The organism is Nonlabens ulvanivorans, from assembly GCF_032922765.1.
Taxonomy (GTDB): domain Bacteria; phylum Bacteroidota; class Bacteroidia; order Flavobacteriales; family Flavobacteriaceae; genus Nonlabens; species Nonlabens ulvanivorans.
In genome coordinates, this window is record NZ_CP136694.1 from 2,060,633 (window position 1) to 2,078,542 (window position 17,910).

General features: G+C 35.6%; 14 protein-coding genes. 11 read left to right on the forward strand and 3 right to left on the reverse strand.

Annotation, left to right across the window (positions count from 1 at the left end; all coding sequences use genetic code 11):
- The 3 genes from porK to topA form a co-directional block, all read right to left on the reverse strand.
- Positions 1 to 1,368, reverse strand: a complete 1,368-nt coding sequence (gene porK, locus R1T42_RS09310; RefSeq protein WP_317290144.1) for a T9SS ring complex lipoprotein PorK/GldK — start codon at positions 1,366 to 1,368, stop codon at positions 1 to 3.
- A gap of 115 nt (positions 1,369 to 1,483) precedes the next feature.
- A complete protein-coding gene (locus R1T42_RS09315) occupies positions 1,484 to 2,644 on the reverse strand; it encodes a formimidoylglutamase (protein ID WP_317290145.1) in 1,161 nt (386 codons plus the stop codon).
- 6 nt (positions 2,645 to 2,650) lie between these two features.
- A complete protein-coding gene (gene topA / locus R1T42_RS09320) occupies positions 2,651 to 5,176 on the reverse strand; it encodes a type I DNA topoisomerase (RefSeq protein WP_317290146.1) in 2,526 nt (841 codons plus the stop codon).
- A 299-nt stretch (positions 5,177 to 5,475) separates the two neighbouring features.
- Between topA and miaB the strand changes: the two genes are divergently transcribed.
- From miaB to R1T42_RS09375, 11 genes are all read left to right on the forward strand, one after another.
- Positions 5,476 to 6,948, forward strand: coding sequence for a tRNA (N6-isopentenyl adenosine(37)-C2)-methylthiotransferase MiaB (gene miaB, locus R1T42_RS09325; RefSeq protein ID WP_317290147.1), 1,473 nt, complete (start codon positions 5,476 to 5,478; stop codon positions 6,946 to 6,948).
- A 2-nt stretch (positions 6,949 to 6,950) separates the two neighbouring features.
- On the forward strand, positions 6,951 to 8,240 hold the full coding sequence (locus R1T42_RS09330) for a sigma-54-dependent transcriptional regulator (protein ID WP_036579919.1): 1,290 nt from the start codon (positions 6,951 to 6,953) through the stop codon (positions 8,238 to 8,240).
- On the forward strand, positions 8,230 to 8,745 hold the full coding sequence (gene lptE, locus R1T42_RS09335; RefSeq protein ID WP_317290148.1) for an LptE family protein: 516 nt from the start codon (positions 8,230 to 8,232) through the stop codon (positions 8,743 to 8,745). Before R1T42_RS09330 ends, lptE begins: the two co-directional genes overlap by 11 nt.
- Positions 8,739 to 9,578, forward strand: a complete 840-nt coding sequence (locus R1T42_RS09340; protein WP_317290149.1) for a tetratricopeptide repeat protein — start codon at positions 8,739 to 8,741, stop codon at positions 9,576 to 9,578. The genes lptE and R1T42_RS09340 overlap by 7 nt, the downstream gene beginning before the upstream one ends.
- A complete protein-coding gene (gene secG / locus R1T42_RS09345) occupies positions 9,579 to 9,923 on the forward strand; it encodes a preprotein translocase subunit SecG (protein WP_317290150.1) in 345 nt (114 codons plus the stop codon).
- Between the two features lie 147 nt (positions 9,924 to 10,070).
- Positions 10,071 to 10,346, forward strand: coding sequence for a co-chaperone GroES (locus R1T42_RS09350; protein WP_036579909.1), 276 nt, complete (start codon positions 10,071 to 10,073; stop codon positions 10,344 to 10,346).
- Between the two features lie 113 nt (positions 10,347 to 10,459).
- Positions 10,460 to 12,097, forward strand: a complete 1,638-nt coding sequence (gene groL, locus R1T42_RS09355; RefSeq protein ID WP_036579907.1) for a chaperonin GroEL — start codon at positions 10,460 to 10,462, stop codon at positions 12,095 to 12,097.
- Between the two features lie 137 nt (positions 12,098 to 12,234).
- The gene (locus tag R1T42_RS09360) at positions 12,235 to 14,703 is read left to right on the forward strand and encodes a zinc-dependent metalloprotease (RefSeq protein WP_317290151.1); all 2,469 of its coding nucleotides are present in this window, start codon (positions 12,235 to 12,237) and stop codon (positions 14,701 to 14,703) included.
- 117 nt (positions 14,704 to 14,820) lie between these two features.
- A complete protein-coding gene (locus tag R1T42_RS09365) occupies positions 14,821 to 15,012 on the forward strand; it encodes a hypothetical protein (RefSeq protein ID WP_036579901.1) in 192 nt (63 codons plus the stop codon).
- 2 nt (positions 15,013 to 15,014) lie between these two features.
- The gene (locus R1T42_RS09370) at positions 15,015 to 16,391 is read left to right on the forward strand and encodes a class I SAM-dependent methyltransferase (protein WP_317290152.1); all 1,377 of its coding nucleotides are present in this window, start codon (positions 15,015 to 15,017) and stop codon (positions 16,389 to 16,391) included.
- On the forward strand, positions 16,381 to 17,844 hold the full coding sequence (locus R1T42_RS09375) for a hypothetical protein (RefSeq protein ID WP_317290153.1): 1,464 nt from the start codon (positions 16,381 to 16,383) through the stop codon (positions 17,842 to 17,844). Before R1T42_RS09370 ends, R1T42_RS09375 begins: the two co-directional genes overlap by 11 nt.
- Positions 17,845 to 17,910 lie beyond the last annotated feature (66 nt).

A 17,910-nucleotide genomic window follows, 5' to 3' on the forward strand; every position in this document is an offset into this window, starting at 1 on the left:
TTAATTGGTAGCTGCGTTAAGAGTAACGTCAGTTCCCATGTAAGATTGTACCGTACGGAAACCAATATAGCTTCTTGCTGAATCAGCATACTCATAATCACGAGTTCCTACTTGTAAGAAATAAGAAATATCTTTCCAAGATCCACCGCGAACACCTTTTCGCATGTTATTCTCATCATTCACAACAGGACTCATAGAAGACATAAATTCATAAGAACCTGCGTCGTAAGATGAATTCACCCATTCTGCTACATTACCAGACATATTGAATAAGTTATATTCATTAGGTTCATAAGAACGAGCTTCAACGGTATACAAAGCTTGATCTGCTGCATAGTCACCACGTAATGGTTTGAAATTAGCTAAGAAACAACCTCTATCGTTTTTAGCATAAGGTCCACCCCATGGATAAGTAGCTCCTTCTAGACCACCACGAGCAGCATATTCCCATTCTGCCTCAGTAGGTAGACGGTATGCATTTACATTGTGACGACCACGCTCTTTTCTGAAAGAATTATGATACAAAGTTCTCCATTGACAGAACGCTTTAGCCTGCTTCCAATTCACACCTACAACCGGATAATCACTGTAGGCCTCATGCCAGAAGTAATCATTGTGCATAGGTTCATTATAAGAGTAATTAAAATCACGAATCCAAACTGTAGTATCTGGATAGATTTCTACTGGTGTCTGAGTAATATACTTACTTCTTTTATCGTTAGGATTACGAGCAGCTTTCTGAATATCCATTTCTGAATATGTAAAAACTAATTTCTTTACATCAAGTGTACGTTGCCCGTTATACATTTCTTCAAAAGGAATGTACATTGAATCATAAACCTCTGCATAGAATTCATCTGGAATATCTTCTGTATCCCAAATCAAATCAACATCGTGATTTAATTTACGACCTTCATATCCAGTCTCTCCCATACCAGCATAATTATCTTGATAATACTGTTCCCATGGAGTCAAATCTGTACTCTCGTCTGCATCTAAGAATGCAAACTCACCGATACCATCATCACCAGGAGTAGAACCATTATCATCTGCCATAATAGCTAGACGAGTTCTAAATATAGAATCTCTTACCCAGTAAACGAACTGGCGATACTCTGCATTTGTAATTTCAGTTTCATCCATGTAAAATGAAGGAACTGTTACTGTTTTGGTAGGTGCATTGTTAGTAGCGGCAAAATCATCATCACTCTTACCCATGATGAATGCTCCACCAGGCACTAATGTCATACCGTAGGGCTTCTCAGGATGCCATGCTTTTCCTTTGGCTCCAACCACCATTCCGCGATCTCCTCGACCACAACTTGCTAGAAAAGCAACCACTGCTGCTAGGACAAATAACTTTTTCATAAGGGTATTTTATGTTTTCTTTATGAATTAAGGTCGTAAACCTATCTAAAATAAATATATCTGGCAACTTTTTTTTACCAAATAAATTTAATTTGACTAATTACGCATTAATACGCTATACTTCATTCTTTCTTCTCGCTTTTAACCATCTCTCTGGCAAATTTTGATCACAAGCCAGTTCGTAATCTTTGCGAGTACATGGTAATAACGTTTGTTGTTTTAGTTTATTATTAACATTTGAAAGAAAAGGCAACTCTATCCACCATCGTCCCGTTTTATTAGACTTATAGAATGTTAGAACCTCATCTTCAATAGGCACACGATATTTTAAATAGCCGTTTTCTACATTAACAGGATACTCTCCTGCTCTATAATTATAACCTTCTATAAAATACCAAATCATTTCTGCAATAAGTTGCGAGCCTGTTAAACTGGCATCAATTGGAATTTCAAATATCCCAAAAACTTGTGTTCTATCACTTATACCTGCATATCTCGACAAACTACAAATTTGCTTGCCGTTAAGCCCGTTTGGATTCGCTTTCGCGAAAGCAGTATCACCAGCCTTAACCACAGCCATATCTATACCAACCACGTCTGCATCGCGCATCACTGGCTCAGCCAATTTTACATCTTCATCAAGAATACCTAATCGAGTGGCATCAAAATACATGCGCTCTAAAAGCTCTATTTCATCTTGACTGTTAAAATATGTCTGAAAGCCCAAATTGCTATAATTAAATAAATTATACGGTTGGTCTGCTACCATTTTCCCAACATAACTTCTAGAACTTATAGGTAATTCAATATCACCAATATCAAATCTACAATCAACGTTAACCACATTAATCATGTATTTAATATCATCAAAGGCTCTATATATAGGATACATTAAATCCTGGCTACCACCTAAATAAATTGGAATTATTTTCTTTGATAATAACTCTGCTGTTAATTGCTGTAAAACATAATAGGTATCCTCTACTCTATCACCTGGGTGAACATCACCCATATCCACAATATTTAATAGCCAGTTACCCGGAAATAGCTCATAGAATTGTTTTCTAGCCTGATCAACATTTTTAATCTGCAATAAGGCATTTTCATCGCGACGATTCTCTAAAACACCTACTAGCACCATCTGAACACCTTTTAATTGTGGTAGCCCAGTATGCGCGGTATGTATTTTAATGACGTTACCTATTGCATGTTGTGGTTGCAACATTGCATGAGCTTGCACTTCATCACTAACTGGTTTTAGAAACTCAAATGCCATTGAAAATTACTTCTTTGTCGTTTTTTTCTTTGCTGCTGGCTTCTTTTTTGCTGCTGGCTTTTTCTTTGCCGCCGCTTTTTTCTTAGGAGCTTTCTTTGCCACTAATTCTATTGCCTTCTCTAGAGTAATAGAAAGCGGATCAATAGTTTTGGCTAACTCAACTTTAATTTTACCTTTAATAACGTTGTGCCTTCCCCATCTAGCCTTTTCAATTCTTATACCTTCATCTTCCCAATTAACGATAAGTTTATCCTTTTCTTTCTGAATTTTATCTTTGATCAATTGCTCAATATCATCATTTGAAAGGTTATCAAAATCGTACTTCTTATTCACTGATATAAACATTCCAGCCCATTTAATGAATGGTCCAAAACGACCAACACCTTTTGTCACTGGTTGTTCTTCAAACATATAAATAGGCGCATCAGCTTTTTCCTTTTGTTGTATTAACTCTGCAGCTCTTTCAAAAGTAAGTGTCATAGGATCATCTCCATCTTCAAGAGATACAAAAGTTTTCTCATTGAATTTTACATAAGGACCAAAACGTCCTTGATTCACCTCAACTGGGAAACCATTATATTCTCCAACTGTCCTAGGCAGTTTAAATAAATCCAATACCTCTTCTAACGTAATGGTATTTAAAGATTGTGACGGTAACAAACTTGCAAATTGCGGCTTCTCTTCATCTTCTACCGTTCCTATTTGAGCCATAGCACCAAAACGTCCTAAACGCACACTAATCGGCTTTCCTGTTTTAGCATCTGTACCCAAAACTCGCTCTCCAACTTCGCGCTCAGCATTTTCCGCAACATCCTTTACCGTAGGATGAAAACCTTTATAGAAGTGATTCATCATATCTGTCCACTCCTCTTTACCTTCTGCTATGTTATCAAAAGACTCTTCTACTTTTGCTGTGAAATTATAGTCTAATACATTACTAAAATGCTCAACAAGAAAATCATTCACAACTCGACCAACGTCTGTAGGTATTAATTTCCCTTTATCAGATCCTGTTTTCTCTGTAAGTTCTTTTTCCTTAATATCATCTTTAGATAACGTTAATTGAACATAAGATCGCTCTTCACCTAAAGACACTCCTTTCTCGATATACTTTCTATTTTGAATAGTGGTGATAGTAGGAGCATAAGTAGAAGGTCTACCTATACCTAACTCTTCTAACTGCTTTACTAAAGAAGCCTCTGTAAATCGATATGGTGGTCTAGTGAAGCGCTCTGTAGCAGTGATTTTTTTATTTAATAAATCTTGCCCTATCGATAGTGCAGGCAATAACCCTTGTTGTTCTAAGTCTTCATCATCTGTACTCTCTAAATACACTTTCAAGAAACCTTCAAACTTTACAATCTCACCACTAGCAGTAAAATTCTTATCATGAGTGTTTGCACTTATAGATACGTTAGTACGTTCAAGCTTTGCATCGCTCATCTGGCTCGCTATAGCACGCTTCCATATTAACTCATAAAGTCGCGTCTGATCTTTATCTAATCCCGCACTATGAACTGCAAAATCTGTAGGTCTAATAGCTTCGTGAGCCTCTTGAGCACCTTTAGACTTTCCTTTATAGTTGCGCTCTTTATGAAACTTTGTACCATAAGCACTTTCAATTTCTGCCTGAGCACCTTTTTTTGCCTCATTACTTAAATTCACAGAATCTGTTCTCATGTAAGTAATTAAACCAGCCTCATACAATCGTTGCGCAAGTTGCATTGTACGACTTACGTTAAAAAACAACTTACGAGAAGCCTCTTGCTGCAAGGTGGATGTTGTAAATGGCGGTGCCGGACTTTTAGTAGCAGGTTTTTTAATTAAATCTGCAACCTCAAATTGCGCTCCTTTATTTAATTCAAGAAAGCTTTGAGCTTCTTTAAGAGAATTTAAATTCCCTGGTAGTTTTGCTTTTAAAAGACTTCCGTCCTTAGTATTGAAATCGGCATCGATTCTAAAAAAATTATCACTTTTAAAATTGATTATTTCGTTTTCGCGCTCTACAATTAGACGCACCGCAACAGACTGTACACGACCAGCACTAGCTCCACCTTTTACTTTCCTCCATAAAATCGGAGATATTTCATAACCTACAATACGGTCTAAAATCCTACGTGCTTGTTGGGCATTCACTAAATCATAATCGATTTGACGAGGATTTTCAATAGCTTTTTGAATCGCACTTTTTGTGATAGCGTTAAAAACGATACGCTTAGTCTTATCTTTTTTAAGATCTAATTGCTCTGCAAGATGCCATGCAATGGCCTCTCCTTCTCGATCCTCATCACTCGCTAGCCATACCATTTCTGATTCGGCAGCCATTTTCTTAAGTTTCTTGACCAGATCTTTCTTATCTGAACTAACTATATATTTAGGAGTAAAATCATCATCTACATCAACACCTAACTCTTTTGCAGGAAGATCAGCTATGTGACCAAAACTGGATGCTACTTTATAGTCTTTACCTAAGAATTTTTCTATGGTCTTTGCCTTTGCCGGCGACTCTACAATTACAAGATTCTTTGCCATTCAGATTTGAATTTTTGGAATGCAAAGGTATGTGTATTTTTTTTTAGTTCTGCAAAAGTCTAATTACCAATCATTTAAAACACATCACAAATCCTCAATGTGTTCACTATCGGTAGGTTATATAATAAGAACGATAATACACTATACATTTTAATAACCTAACACAGATTATGAATAGCCTGATTGACTAAGTGGTTCACGCTTTCGCGAAAGCAAAATTTAAAAAGCAATTATATGACAATATGTCACAAAACAAGTAAAATTAGTATCTTTGCACGCTTATTAATGAGGTAACGTAGATGGAAAAGATTATAGAAGAAGAAAAACAAGGTACGACGATACAATTGGAAAACAATGGTAAGAATAGTCGTAAACTATATATAGAAAGCTATGGCTGTCAAATGAATTTTTCAGATTCTGAGATTGTAGCTTCTATTCTTGCAAAAGAAGGTTTTAACACCACTAATGTACTGGAAGAAGCTGACCTAGTTCTAGTAAACACATGTTCTATTAGAGATAAGGCAGAGCAAACAGTGCGTAAACGCTTAGAAAAATACAATCGAGTAAAAGAAAGACAAAACCCTAATATGAAAGTAGGTGTTCTAGGCTGTATGGCAGAACGTCTAAAGTCAAAATTCTTAGAGGAAGAAAAGATTGTAGATATGGTTGTAGGACCTGATGCATATAAAGATTTACCTAATCTAGTCGCTGAAATTGACGAAGGACGAGATGCCGTAAATGTAATTCTATCTAAGGAAGAGACTTATGGTGACATTGCACCAGTTAGACTTAACAGCAATGGTGTGACTGCATTTGTGTCTATAACACGTGGTTGTGATAATATGTGTACTTTTTGTGTCGTCCCGTTTACTCGTGGTAGAGAACGCAGTCGTGATCCACAAAGTATTCTAGAAGAAATTAACGATTTAATCAAAAATGGTTTTAAAGAAGTTACCTTATTAGGACAAAATGTAGATTCTTACCTATGGTATGGAGGCGGATTAAAAAAAGATTTTTCAAAAGCAACACCTATGGCTCAAGCTACAGCTGTTGATTTTGCTCAATTATTAAATCAAGTAGCGACCGCATATCCTAATTTAAGAGTTCGTTTTGCAACAAGCAATCCACAAGATATCAGTGACGATGTTTTACATGCTATATCAAAGCACAGGAACATTTGCAACTATATTCATTTACCCGTTCAATCTGGAAGTGATCGTATTTTAAAAGAGATGAATCGTCTACATACTCGTGAAGAATACATGAGACTTATAGATAGAGTTCATGCTATTATACCTGAATGCGCTGTATCACAAGACATGATCACTGGTTTCCCTACAGAAACAGAAAAAGATCATCAAGACACATTGAGCTTAATGGAATATGTAAAGTATGATTACGGATTCATGTTTGCATATTCAGAACGACCAGGAACCATGGCTGCTCGTAAAATGGAAGATGATGTTCCTGAAGAGGTAAAAAGCAGACGCCTAAATGAAATTATCGCAGTACAAAGAAGGACTGGATTAGAAAGAGCTCAATACTTTATAGGTAAAACAGTAGAATGTCTTATTGAAAAGGAGTCTAAAAAATCCGACACACAATGGGCAGGTCGTAATTCTCAAAATTATGTTGCCGTATTCCCTAAGGAAAACTACAAAGTAGGTGATTTTGTCAACGTTAAAATTACAGATTGTACAAGCGCAACATTAATAGGTGAAGCTGTAGGCTACTCAGATATGAAAGGCCCATTAACTATTGATACTGAGTAATTATGGAAAGTGTACAATCAATTAAACAGCGTTTTGAACTTATAGGAAACGATCCAGGATTTAATCGTGCGATTGAAAAAGCGATTCAAGTAGCTCCTACAGACATATCTGTACTAGTTACTGGAGAAAGTGGTGTAGGTAAAGAAAGTATACCTAAAATTATACACGCTCAATCTCATCGTAAACACGGCAAATATATTGCTGTTAACTGTGGTGCTATCCCAGAAGGAACGATTGATTCAGAACTTTTTGGTCATGAAAAAGGTGCGTTCACAGGAGCAACATCTACTAGATCTGGATATTTTGAAGTTGCAGATGGAGGAACTATCTTTTTAGACGAGGTAGGTGAACTACCACTTCCTACGCAGGTACGTTTACTGCGTGTTCTTGAGAATGGTGAGTTTTTAAAGGTTGGGTCATCAGCGACTCAAAAAACAGATGTTCGTATAGTAGCAGCAACTAATGTGCGCATGACTGATGCTATCGAGAAAGGAAAATTTAGAGAAGACCTTTTTTATAGATTAAGTACAGTGGATATTAACCTACCACCATTAAGAGAAAGAAAAGGAGACATACACTTACTCTTCCGCAAGTTTGCATCAGACTTTGCAATGAAATATAAAATGCCTACACTTAGATTAGACGAAGGCGCAATTTCACTATTAGAAAGTTATCGATGGAGCGGTAATATTAGACAATTACGCAACATAGCAGAACAAATTAGCGTTCTAGAAAAAGAACGCAATATTAACGCAGCTGTTTTACGTAATTATCTACCAGACGCTGGGAAAAACTTACCTGCAGTAATAGGTTCTGATAAGAAAAGTGACAGCGACTTTGCTAATGAGCGCGAAATTCTTTACAAGGTTCTTTTTGACATGAAAAATGATTTAAATGACCTAAAAAAATTAACTAATGAATTAATGGTTAAAGGTGACATTAATGATGTCCAAGAAGAAAACAAAAGCCTGATAAAGCGCATTTACGGTGAGGATACAAAAGGAGACGACTATGAAGACGTTATTGATCAAGCATATGAAGTTACGCAAGTAGACACACCATCGTTTGACGCACAACCACAGTCTAATTTTGTAGAACCAGTAGCACAAAATGACCGTTATGACTTTGCGCAAGAAGTGCAAGAAGAAGAATCTCTATCTTTAATGGATAAAGAAATAGAATTAATAAAAAAATCACTGGAACGTCATAAAGGTAAACGTAAAGCTGCTGCAGATGACTTAGGTATTTCTGAACGCACACTTTATCGTAAAATCAAGCAATATGATTTATAAAATCCTAAGAGCATTATTAAGCTTGACACTATTGTTAAGTATTACTTCATGTGGTTTTGGCTACAGTTTATCAGGCGTATCAATACCTGATAATATCAAAACATATCAAGTTGATTTTTTTCAAAATCAAGCAGCATATGTAGAACCTGGTATTGAGAGAACATTTACACTAGAACTACAGGATCTTATATTAAACCAGAGTAGTCTAGATCTAGTTAATAAAAATGGAGATTATGTTTATCAAGGAGAAATCACTCGATTCTACATCGCTCCTATGACAGCAACCGCCAGCAATACAGCATCTCAAAACCGTGTTACCATTGAAGTAAATTTAAGATTTACAAACACTAAAGATGACGAAGCTAGCTTTGAAAAAAAATACAGCTTTTTCTATGATTATGCAGCGACAACACAACTTCAAGGAGCTGCTTTAGATACCGCATTAGAAATTATCTTTGACCAAATAACGCAAGATATTTTTGCAGACACACTTGCGCAATGGTAGATAAATATTCTCGCATTAATGAATTGCTCAACAAACCTCATGAAATGATGGTAGATGACCTTTCTATACTTGAAAACACAATTAAAAAATTTCCATGGTTTCAAGCGGCGCGCAGTGTACATCTTAAAGGTTTACATAACGAGAGTAGTCCATTATATAATAAGGAATTACAAATCACAGCTACACACACCACAGATAGAGGTGTGCTATTTGATTTTATAACGTCTCCTATTTTTGTTCAAAATAGAATTAGTCAACAAATTAAGAATCAACAAGATTACTTAAAAGAAATACCTGTAGATATAGAGTCGATTCATATTAAGGAAGAAGATTTTAATAGTAGTGTAGATTTCAAAAACACGCTTGATAAAGATTTATTTGAAAGACCTACAAATACTACGAGCATCGTCGATGAGCCACTTAAATTTAATCAAAGTGAATCATACAGTTTTGCAGAATGGTTAAAATTGACTTCTTTAAAACCAATTAACAGAAAAATAGAGGTTACTAATAAAAGCCCAAATGATGATACTGAGACTGCACCAGTAGTGGATGCCGAAAAAGCGAAAAAAATGGCTATCATTGATCAATTCCTAGCAGAGAAACCTAAAATAAAACCTAGAAAGGATAAAGTTTCTAGTACAAATATTGCAGATTTACAAACACCATCAGACCAGTTGATGACTGAAACTCTAGCACAAGTTTATCTTGCGCAAAACAACTATCCTAAAGCTATTCAAGCTTATCAGGTTTTAGTTTTGCAGCATCCAGAAAAAAGTGGTTTCTTTGCAGACCGAATTCGTGAAATTAAGAATTTACAAAGCAATATATAAATGAGCACATTATTTTATCTTTTCTTAGGATTAATCGTTGTTGTAGCCTTTTTACTCATAGTAGTAGTAATGGTTCAAAATCCTAAAGGTGGCGGACTTTCATCAAGTTTTGGTGGTGGTGGCACTCAACAATTAGGTGGTGTAAAAAAAACAGGAGACTTTTTAGATAAAAGTACTTGGGTTCTTTCTACGTTACTATTAGTATTAATCCTAGCTGCAAGTTCTGTATTAATTACAGAAAAAACATCTGCAAATAGAGATATTATAGACACTAATAATGTTGAAACACCTGCTGCAAATCCAGTTCCGACAACTACAGATGACACAGCAACTCCGTTAGATTGAGAATAGTCATTACGACATTTCAATACTGACAAAATATCCAACCATACCGGTTGGATATTTTTTTTTATGATGTTTTGTCATGCTATTTTAAATGGCATACTTATGGAACGTTGCAGTTCAAATTAAATCAATTAAAATTCTAATATAATGGCATTAAAAATTCAACCTTTATCAGACAGAGTGCTCATCGAGCCTATGGCAGCTGAACAAAAAACAGCATCTGGCCTTTACATTCCTGACACTGCAAAAGAAAAACCTCAACAAGGAAAAGTTGTAGCAGTAGGAAAAGGAAAGAAGGATTATGACATGACCGTTAAAGTAGGAGATACTGTACTTTACGGAAAGTATAGCGGTACAGAGCTTAAACTAGATGGCGCTGAGTATTTGATGATGCGAGAAGACGATATTTTAGCGATCGTTTAATATATCGAATACGCTTTCGCGAAAGCGAAACACACAACTCATTACATTTTTCAAATTAGAATACTAATTAAAAAATTAGAGTGCTGTATGAGCACTCCACAAAACAACACAAAATGGCAAAAGAAATAAAATTTGATTTAGAAGCGAGAGACGGCATTAAAAGAGGTGTTGATGCTCTAGCAAATGCAGTTAAAGTAACATTAGGACCTAAAGGTCGTAACGTGATTATAGGGAAATCTTTTGGAGCACCAGTAGTAACTAAAGATGGCGTATCCGTAGCAAAAGAAATTGAGCTTGTAGATGAATTAGAGAACATGGGAGCTCAAATGGTAAAAGAAGTTGCTTCTAGAACTAATGATCTAGCTGGTGATGGTACAACTACAGCAACTGTTCTTGCACAAGCAATTGTAAAGGAAGGTTTGAAAAACGTCGCTGCCGGTGCTAATCCTATGGATCTGAAACGTGGAATCGACAAAGCTGTTGAAGCTATTACTGCTGATCTAGATAAACAATCTAAAAAAGTAGGTGATTCTAGCGAGATGATTAAACAAGTTGCATCGATATCTGCAAATAACGATGATGTCGTTGGTGATTTAATAGCAAAAGCCTTCGGTAAAGTAGGTAAAGAAGGTGTTATCACTGTTGAGGAAGCTAAAGGAACTGAAACGTATGTAGATGTTGTAGAAGGTATGCAGTTCGACCGTGGTTATCTTTCACCGTACTTTGTTACCAACTCAGAAAAAATGACTACTGAGTTAGACAACCCTTATATTTTATTGTTTGATAAGAAAATTTCAACGATGAAAGAATTAATGCCTGTTCTAGAGCCTGTAGCTCAAACCGGAAAACCACTTCTTATCATTGCAGAAGATGTAGACGGAGAAGCTCTAGCAACATTAGTTGTAAATAAATTGAGAGGTTCACTTAAAATTGCAGCTGTAAAAGCACCAGGTTTTGGAGACCGTAGAAAAGCGATGTTAGAGGATATTGCTATTTTAACTGGCGGTACTGTAATCTCTGAAGAAAGAGGATTCACTTTAGAAAACACAACTCTTGAAATGCTAGGTACTGCTGAAAAGGTGGATATCAATAAGGACAATACCACAGTTGTAAATGGTAGTGGAAAAGCTGCTGATATTAAATCTCGTGTAGGACAAATTAAGTCTCAAATAGAGAATACAACATCTGATTATGACAAAGAAAAACTTCAGGAACGTCTAGCAAAACTAGCTGGTGGAGTTGCTGTTCTATACGTAGGTGCAGCAAGTGAAGTTGAAATGAAAGAAAAGAAAGATCGCGTAGATGATGCCCTACATGCTACACGTGCAGCTGTAGAAGAAGGTATTGTTGCTGGTGGTGGTGTTGCTTTAGTACGTGCGAAAGCTGTACTGACTAAAATAAAGGCAAACAATTCTGATGAGGAAACAGGTATTTCTATTGTTGCTAGAGCTATTGAAGCTCCACTAAGAACAATCGTAGAAAATGCTGGTGGTGAAGGAAGCGTTGTGATATCTAAGATCCTAGAATCAAAAGGAAGCCAAGGTTATGATGCAAAAAACGACACCTATGTTGATATGTTAAAAGCAGGAATCATTGACCCTAAAAAAGTAACACGTGTTGCTCTAGAAAACGCAGCTTCTGTGTCTGGAATGATTCTTACTACTGAGTGCGCTCTAGTAGAAATTAAAGAAGAAAATGCTGGAGGAGGAATGCCAGCTGGTATGCCAGGCGGCATGGGTGGAATGATGTAAAATCATTTCATAGATATTTAAAAAGCCATCTCTATTGAGATGGCTATTTTTTATTTTCTATTTTAAATAGTTGTTAACGCTACATTAAGATTTTATTATACCGATAGACAATATCTTGTAGCCACCAAAAATCTATAATGATGCGTATAATAAAACTATTGACGTTACTCGTTTTTGCTGCTACTATAACAACCAGTTGTGGTTCACAAAAATCAAGTAAGAAATCAGCAACTGCAGGAGCTGAGAAGAAAAAACCTAAGAAAGGTGGTATCCAACCTTACACCAAGGTAATTACTAAGGATGCTAAAAGTGATGAAGGACTATTCACCGTTCACCAAGTAGAAGATAAGTACTTCTATGAAATACCTGACAGTCTTTTTAATAGAGAAATGCTTATGGTAACTCGTATTGCAAAAACAGCATCTGGACTTGGCTTTGGTGGTGGAAAGCAAAACACAGAAACACTAAGATGGCAACGTAAAAATGACAACGTCCTTTTAAGAGTAGTATCTCATCAAGTAGTAGCTGCAGACTCTTTACCTGTAAGTATGGCTGTAGAAAATTCAAATTTTGAACCTATCCTCTACTCTTTTCCTATACAAGCTATTAAAAAAGATAGCATTAATAACAATGTTGTGATTGATGTAACGGACTTCTTCAGTAAAGATGTACCTTCTATAGGATTCCCTAAAAGATCACGTACTAGATATAAAGCCACACGTTTAGACGAGAAACGTTCATATATTGATACCTTAAGATCATATCCTCTAAATATAGAATCTAGACATGTAAAAACGTATCTAGCTAGCTCTCCACCGTCTAACAGCAGTACTGGATCAATCTCTTTAGAAATGAGTAATTCGATGATATTACTTCCTAAAGAACCTATGAAACGACGTTACTTTGACCAGCGTGTAGGATGGTTTGCTAGAGGACAACAAGACTATGGACTAGATGCTCAAGAAACTAAAACAGTACGCTATTTAGACCGATGGAGACTAGAAGTTAAAGACGAGGACATCGCAAAATTTAAAGCGGGCGAACTTGTGGAACCTAAAAAACAAATTGTTTATTATATCGACCCTGCAACGCCACAACAATGGAGAAAATATATCAAACAAGGTATTGAAGATTGGCAAGTCGCATTTGAAGCTGCTGGCTTTAAAAATGCAATCATCGCTGCAGACGCTCCTACTAAAGAGGAAGATCCAGATTGGAGTCCAGAAGATGTACGTTATTCTGTGGTAAGATACCTAGCCTCTCCAATTCCTAACGCAAATGGTCCTCACGTATCAGATCCACGTAGTGGTGAAATCCTTGAGTCAGATATTAATTGGTATCACAACGTTATGACTTTACTTAGAAACTGGTTCTTTGTACAAACAGCAGCTATCAACCCAGATGCTCAATCTACAGAATTTGATGAAGCTGTTATGGGACGTCTCATTAGATTTGTAAGCTCTCACGAGGTAGGACACACACTAGGATTACCTCACAATATGGGTAGCTCAATTGCCTATAACGTAGAAGACTTAAGAGACCCAGAATTCACTAAAAAGTTCGGTACAGCTCCTTCTATTATGGATTATGCACGTTTTAATTACATCGCTCAACCTGGCGATGGTGACGTTGCCCTGATGCCTAATATAGGACCTTATGATAAATACTCTATTGCATGGGGTTATAAACCTATATTGGATAAAACAGCTCTTGAAGAGAAAACTATCCTAGATCAATGGATTCTAGAAAAAGCAGGTGATCCAGTATATCGTTTTGGACGTCAACAATTTGGTGTTGTAGACCACACTAGCCAGACTGAAGACTTAGGTGATGACTCAATGAGAGCAAGCACTTATGGAATTAAAAACCTTCAAAGAATAATTCCTAATTTAGGGAAATGGACAGGTAAAGAAGGTGAGAATTTTGATAACCTAGAGACTATGTATGGTCAGGTATTAGGACAGTACAATAGATATATGGGACATGTAACAGGTAATATTGGTGGAGTAAAAGAAACCTATAAAGCATATGGTCAGGAAGGTGCCGTTTACGAGCATGCCTCTAGAGATAAGCAAACAAGAGCTATGCAGTTCTTACAGAAGGAATTGTTCAGCACACCTAAATGGTTAATAGATCAAGACATCTTTAATAAATTTGAGTCTGATGGTGCTATTGAACGTATACGTAGCACACAAGTTCGTACTTTAAACAACTTACTAGACTTTGGACGCATGGCGCGTCTAATGGAAAATGAAGAAGTTAATGGTAGCAGTGCTTATGGGCTTTTGGAAATGATGCAAGATTTAAGAAAAGGAATTTTTAGCGAGCTTTCTAAAGGTCAGACAATTGATAGGTACCGTCGTAACTTACAACGTGCTTATGTGGAGCGTCTAGAATTTATTATGAATAATGAACAGCCTAGAAGTCGTTTTGGTGGTAGTTCTATAGATGTTGAACAAAGTGATATACGTCCAATTGTACGTACAGAATTAAAGCAGTTAAGATCAGATGCAAAAAGAAGCATAGGCCGCACAAGAGACCAACTTTCTAAAATACATTTAGAAGATTTAGTGGAACGTATTGATTTAATTTTAGACCCTAAGTAAAAATTTTATTTACGCTTTCGCGAAAGCGTGTAAAACTATATTCATTTATAAAGAACTGCCTTCTCAATTGAAGGCAGTTTTTTTTATTGATGATTTATAAAAGTTTATATTGCACATATGAATACTCTACTCTACATCGATGCAGGTTTAGGAATGATGATTGCTCAAGCAGCAATAGCTGCATTTGCAGGATTTGTTCTTTTTTATAAAACTTTAATTATAAAGATTAAGGGCTGGCTGGGAATCACTAGTAAAACGGATGAGTCAAGTTTTGATGACATGTATGATGAAAAAGATTTAAAAGATTAATAATGCTCAGGCATCCGGCTTCATATCGTGATCCTTCTGGTTATATTTTTAAGCAAGAAGGTGAATATTTAAGACATATCAATCAACCATATTTTATTGAGTATAATACTATCAAAAACAGTGGTATATACGAACAATTATGGAATAAAAACTGGTTAATCAAGCATGAGGAGATAAGTGTTTCTGAAGATAAAATAATTCTAAGACCAGATCAATTAGATTTCATCACCTATCCTTATGAGTGGTCATTTACCGCATATAAGCATGCCGCACAACTTACCTTGCGTATTCAACTATTCTTACTTGAAAATGGTTTTTCACTTAAGGACGCTAGTGCTTTCAACATCACATTTCATAAAGGAAAAGCTATATTCATAGACACTTTAAGTATTGAAAGATACCGCGATAACGAGCCATGGAAGGGTTTAAAACAATTTAACGAGCACTTTTTTGCTCCATTATTACTCGCTCAAAGACACGGCAGTTATTACCTTAAGTCTTTACAGCATCGTATCAATGGCTTCCCGTTAGATGAGGCCTCTAAACTATTATCATGGAAATCTAAATTGAGTCCGACGATTTATTCTCATATTCATTTTTTAGGTAAACAGAAAAATGAAACTATAGGTCAAGCGTCTAATGACTCAAAAAGTAAAGGGCTAGACAAAGTTTCACAAATTAAAATGCTAAAGACTCTAGAGATGCATATCTCTAAGATGAGCCTACAAGAAAACACAGAATGGAGTGCCTATTATGACCAAACTAATTATGATGAGCAGGCCTTTAATCTCAAAAAGGAATTTATACAAAAATGGACTGCTGATATAAACGCAAAAAAAGTTATGGATCTAGGTGGAAATGACGGTACCTTTAGTAAGGTGGCGTTGACTAATGCTAATCAGGTAATTGTTTGCGATATCGATCAGAGTGCCATTAATGACTGTTACACAAATAGTATTAAACATAAAGAGTTTAATATCATCCCTATTGTAACCGATTTAATGCAGCCAGCAGCAAGTTTAGGATTCAATAATCAAGAACGAGATTCTTTTATTACTCGCATACAAGACTACGGTTCAGATTTAAGTATGGCGTTAGCTCTAATACATCACATGACTCTATCTGGCAATGTACCATTCGAAATGAGTGCTTTATTTTTCAAATCCTTGAGCCCTTATTTAATTATTGAGTTTCCTAATAGAGAAGATAGTTGGGTGCAGTTTATTTTAAATAGCAAAAGAGATGCTAAAGACTTGTTTGACTATTACAATTTGGTAAATTTTGAAGAAGCTTATAATAAACACTTTTCTATAATTAAAAAAGAAGCTATTAAAGGGACACATCGCACACTCTTTTTAATGAAAAGAAATGAAAGATAAGATCATTTCCTATCTTAACAATAATAAGCACTACTGGTGGACGGTAGGTTTATTACCTGGCATGTATGCTATCACCTATTTATACACTAACAATTATACATTAGTCAATTCTTGGACTCAATTATTGTACCTAGTTTTAAGTATGATCATTGCACCTAGCGCACTGATGATACTTATGAGTTTTGTATTAAAGAATAAAAGCGATAGAATTAAGAATGTCTTTTATTCAAGTAGTCTAATTATCTTAACAGCTATCTCCTTATCTCTGGTAATTTATTTAGGATGGAGGTGGAAAGCGCTAATTCTAGTAGCTATAATTGCTATTATAGTGAGTTGGTTTTTAGGTAAACATTATAAAAAAGGAGTATTAATTTTATTCTTGATGTGTTTACTAGGGATTTTACAACTCTCATTTTATCTTTTCACATCTATCTACACTTACGAGAATTGGATTAAAGAAAGTCCTTTCGTGAATATTGAGTTTCAGATAAAACCTAACATCTACTATATTCAACCTGACGGATACGCTAATAAGCCTTCCTTAACTAATGATAATTACCACTTTGACAATAGTCGCTTTTATAGTGACATGATCTCAAAAGGATTTAATTTTAATCATCAATACCGCAGTAATTATCCATCAACACTTACTTCAAACGCAACTCTATTTACAGGGCAACATCATTTTTACGACAGTGAAAATTTCAATAATGAGCTTTTTAATGCGAGACAAATTATAATGGGTAAAAACCCTGTTTTAGAAACTTTTAAAGAGAATGGCTATAGAACAACAGCAATTTTACAACACAGATATTTATTACTTAACCATCCAGACATTTATTATGACGGTATAAATATCAACGAAAATGAATTGTCAATTTTACCTGATTACCAACTAGACAAAGATTACTTTAATGATTTAAAACTTGCTATTAGTACCGCAGATAACAAACCTCAGTTTTATTTTATTGAAATTCTAGAACCAGGACATATCACTGGACTTAAAGCTAAGAACACCTCTGCGATAAAAGAACGTAATCAATATATAGATAATTTAAAAAGCATTAACACTACTCTTCAAGACATTGTAGACTATATAACCTCTCAAGATCCAGAAGGCATCATCATAATGGCTGCAGACCACGGTGGCTTTGTAGGATATAATTACACCGGTGAAAGCTATTCATATTTAACAGATGACATAGCATTACATCAAGCAATATTCGGCGCTTTACTGACCATAAAAGCTCCTGCTGAATTTCAATCACATCAAAAAAAAATTAAAAGTAGTATCAGTCTATTCCCTAATCTGTTCAACTACCTTTCTCAGGATTCAATATCAAAAAACAAATTAGACAATAGTAGTTATCAATTAATTAAAAGTGGCACACAAAGTGGTATTTATAGATATTATGATGAAAATGGAATTCCTGTCACAGAAAAACTACAGTAAAACGCTTATCGTTTTACTATTAATATTAACCGGCTTATTATCCCAAGCACAGTCTTGTGTTTGCTA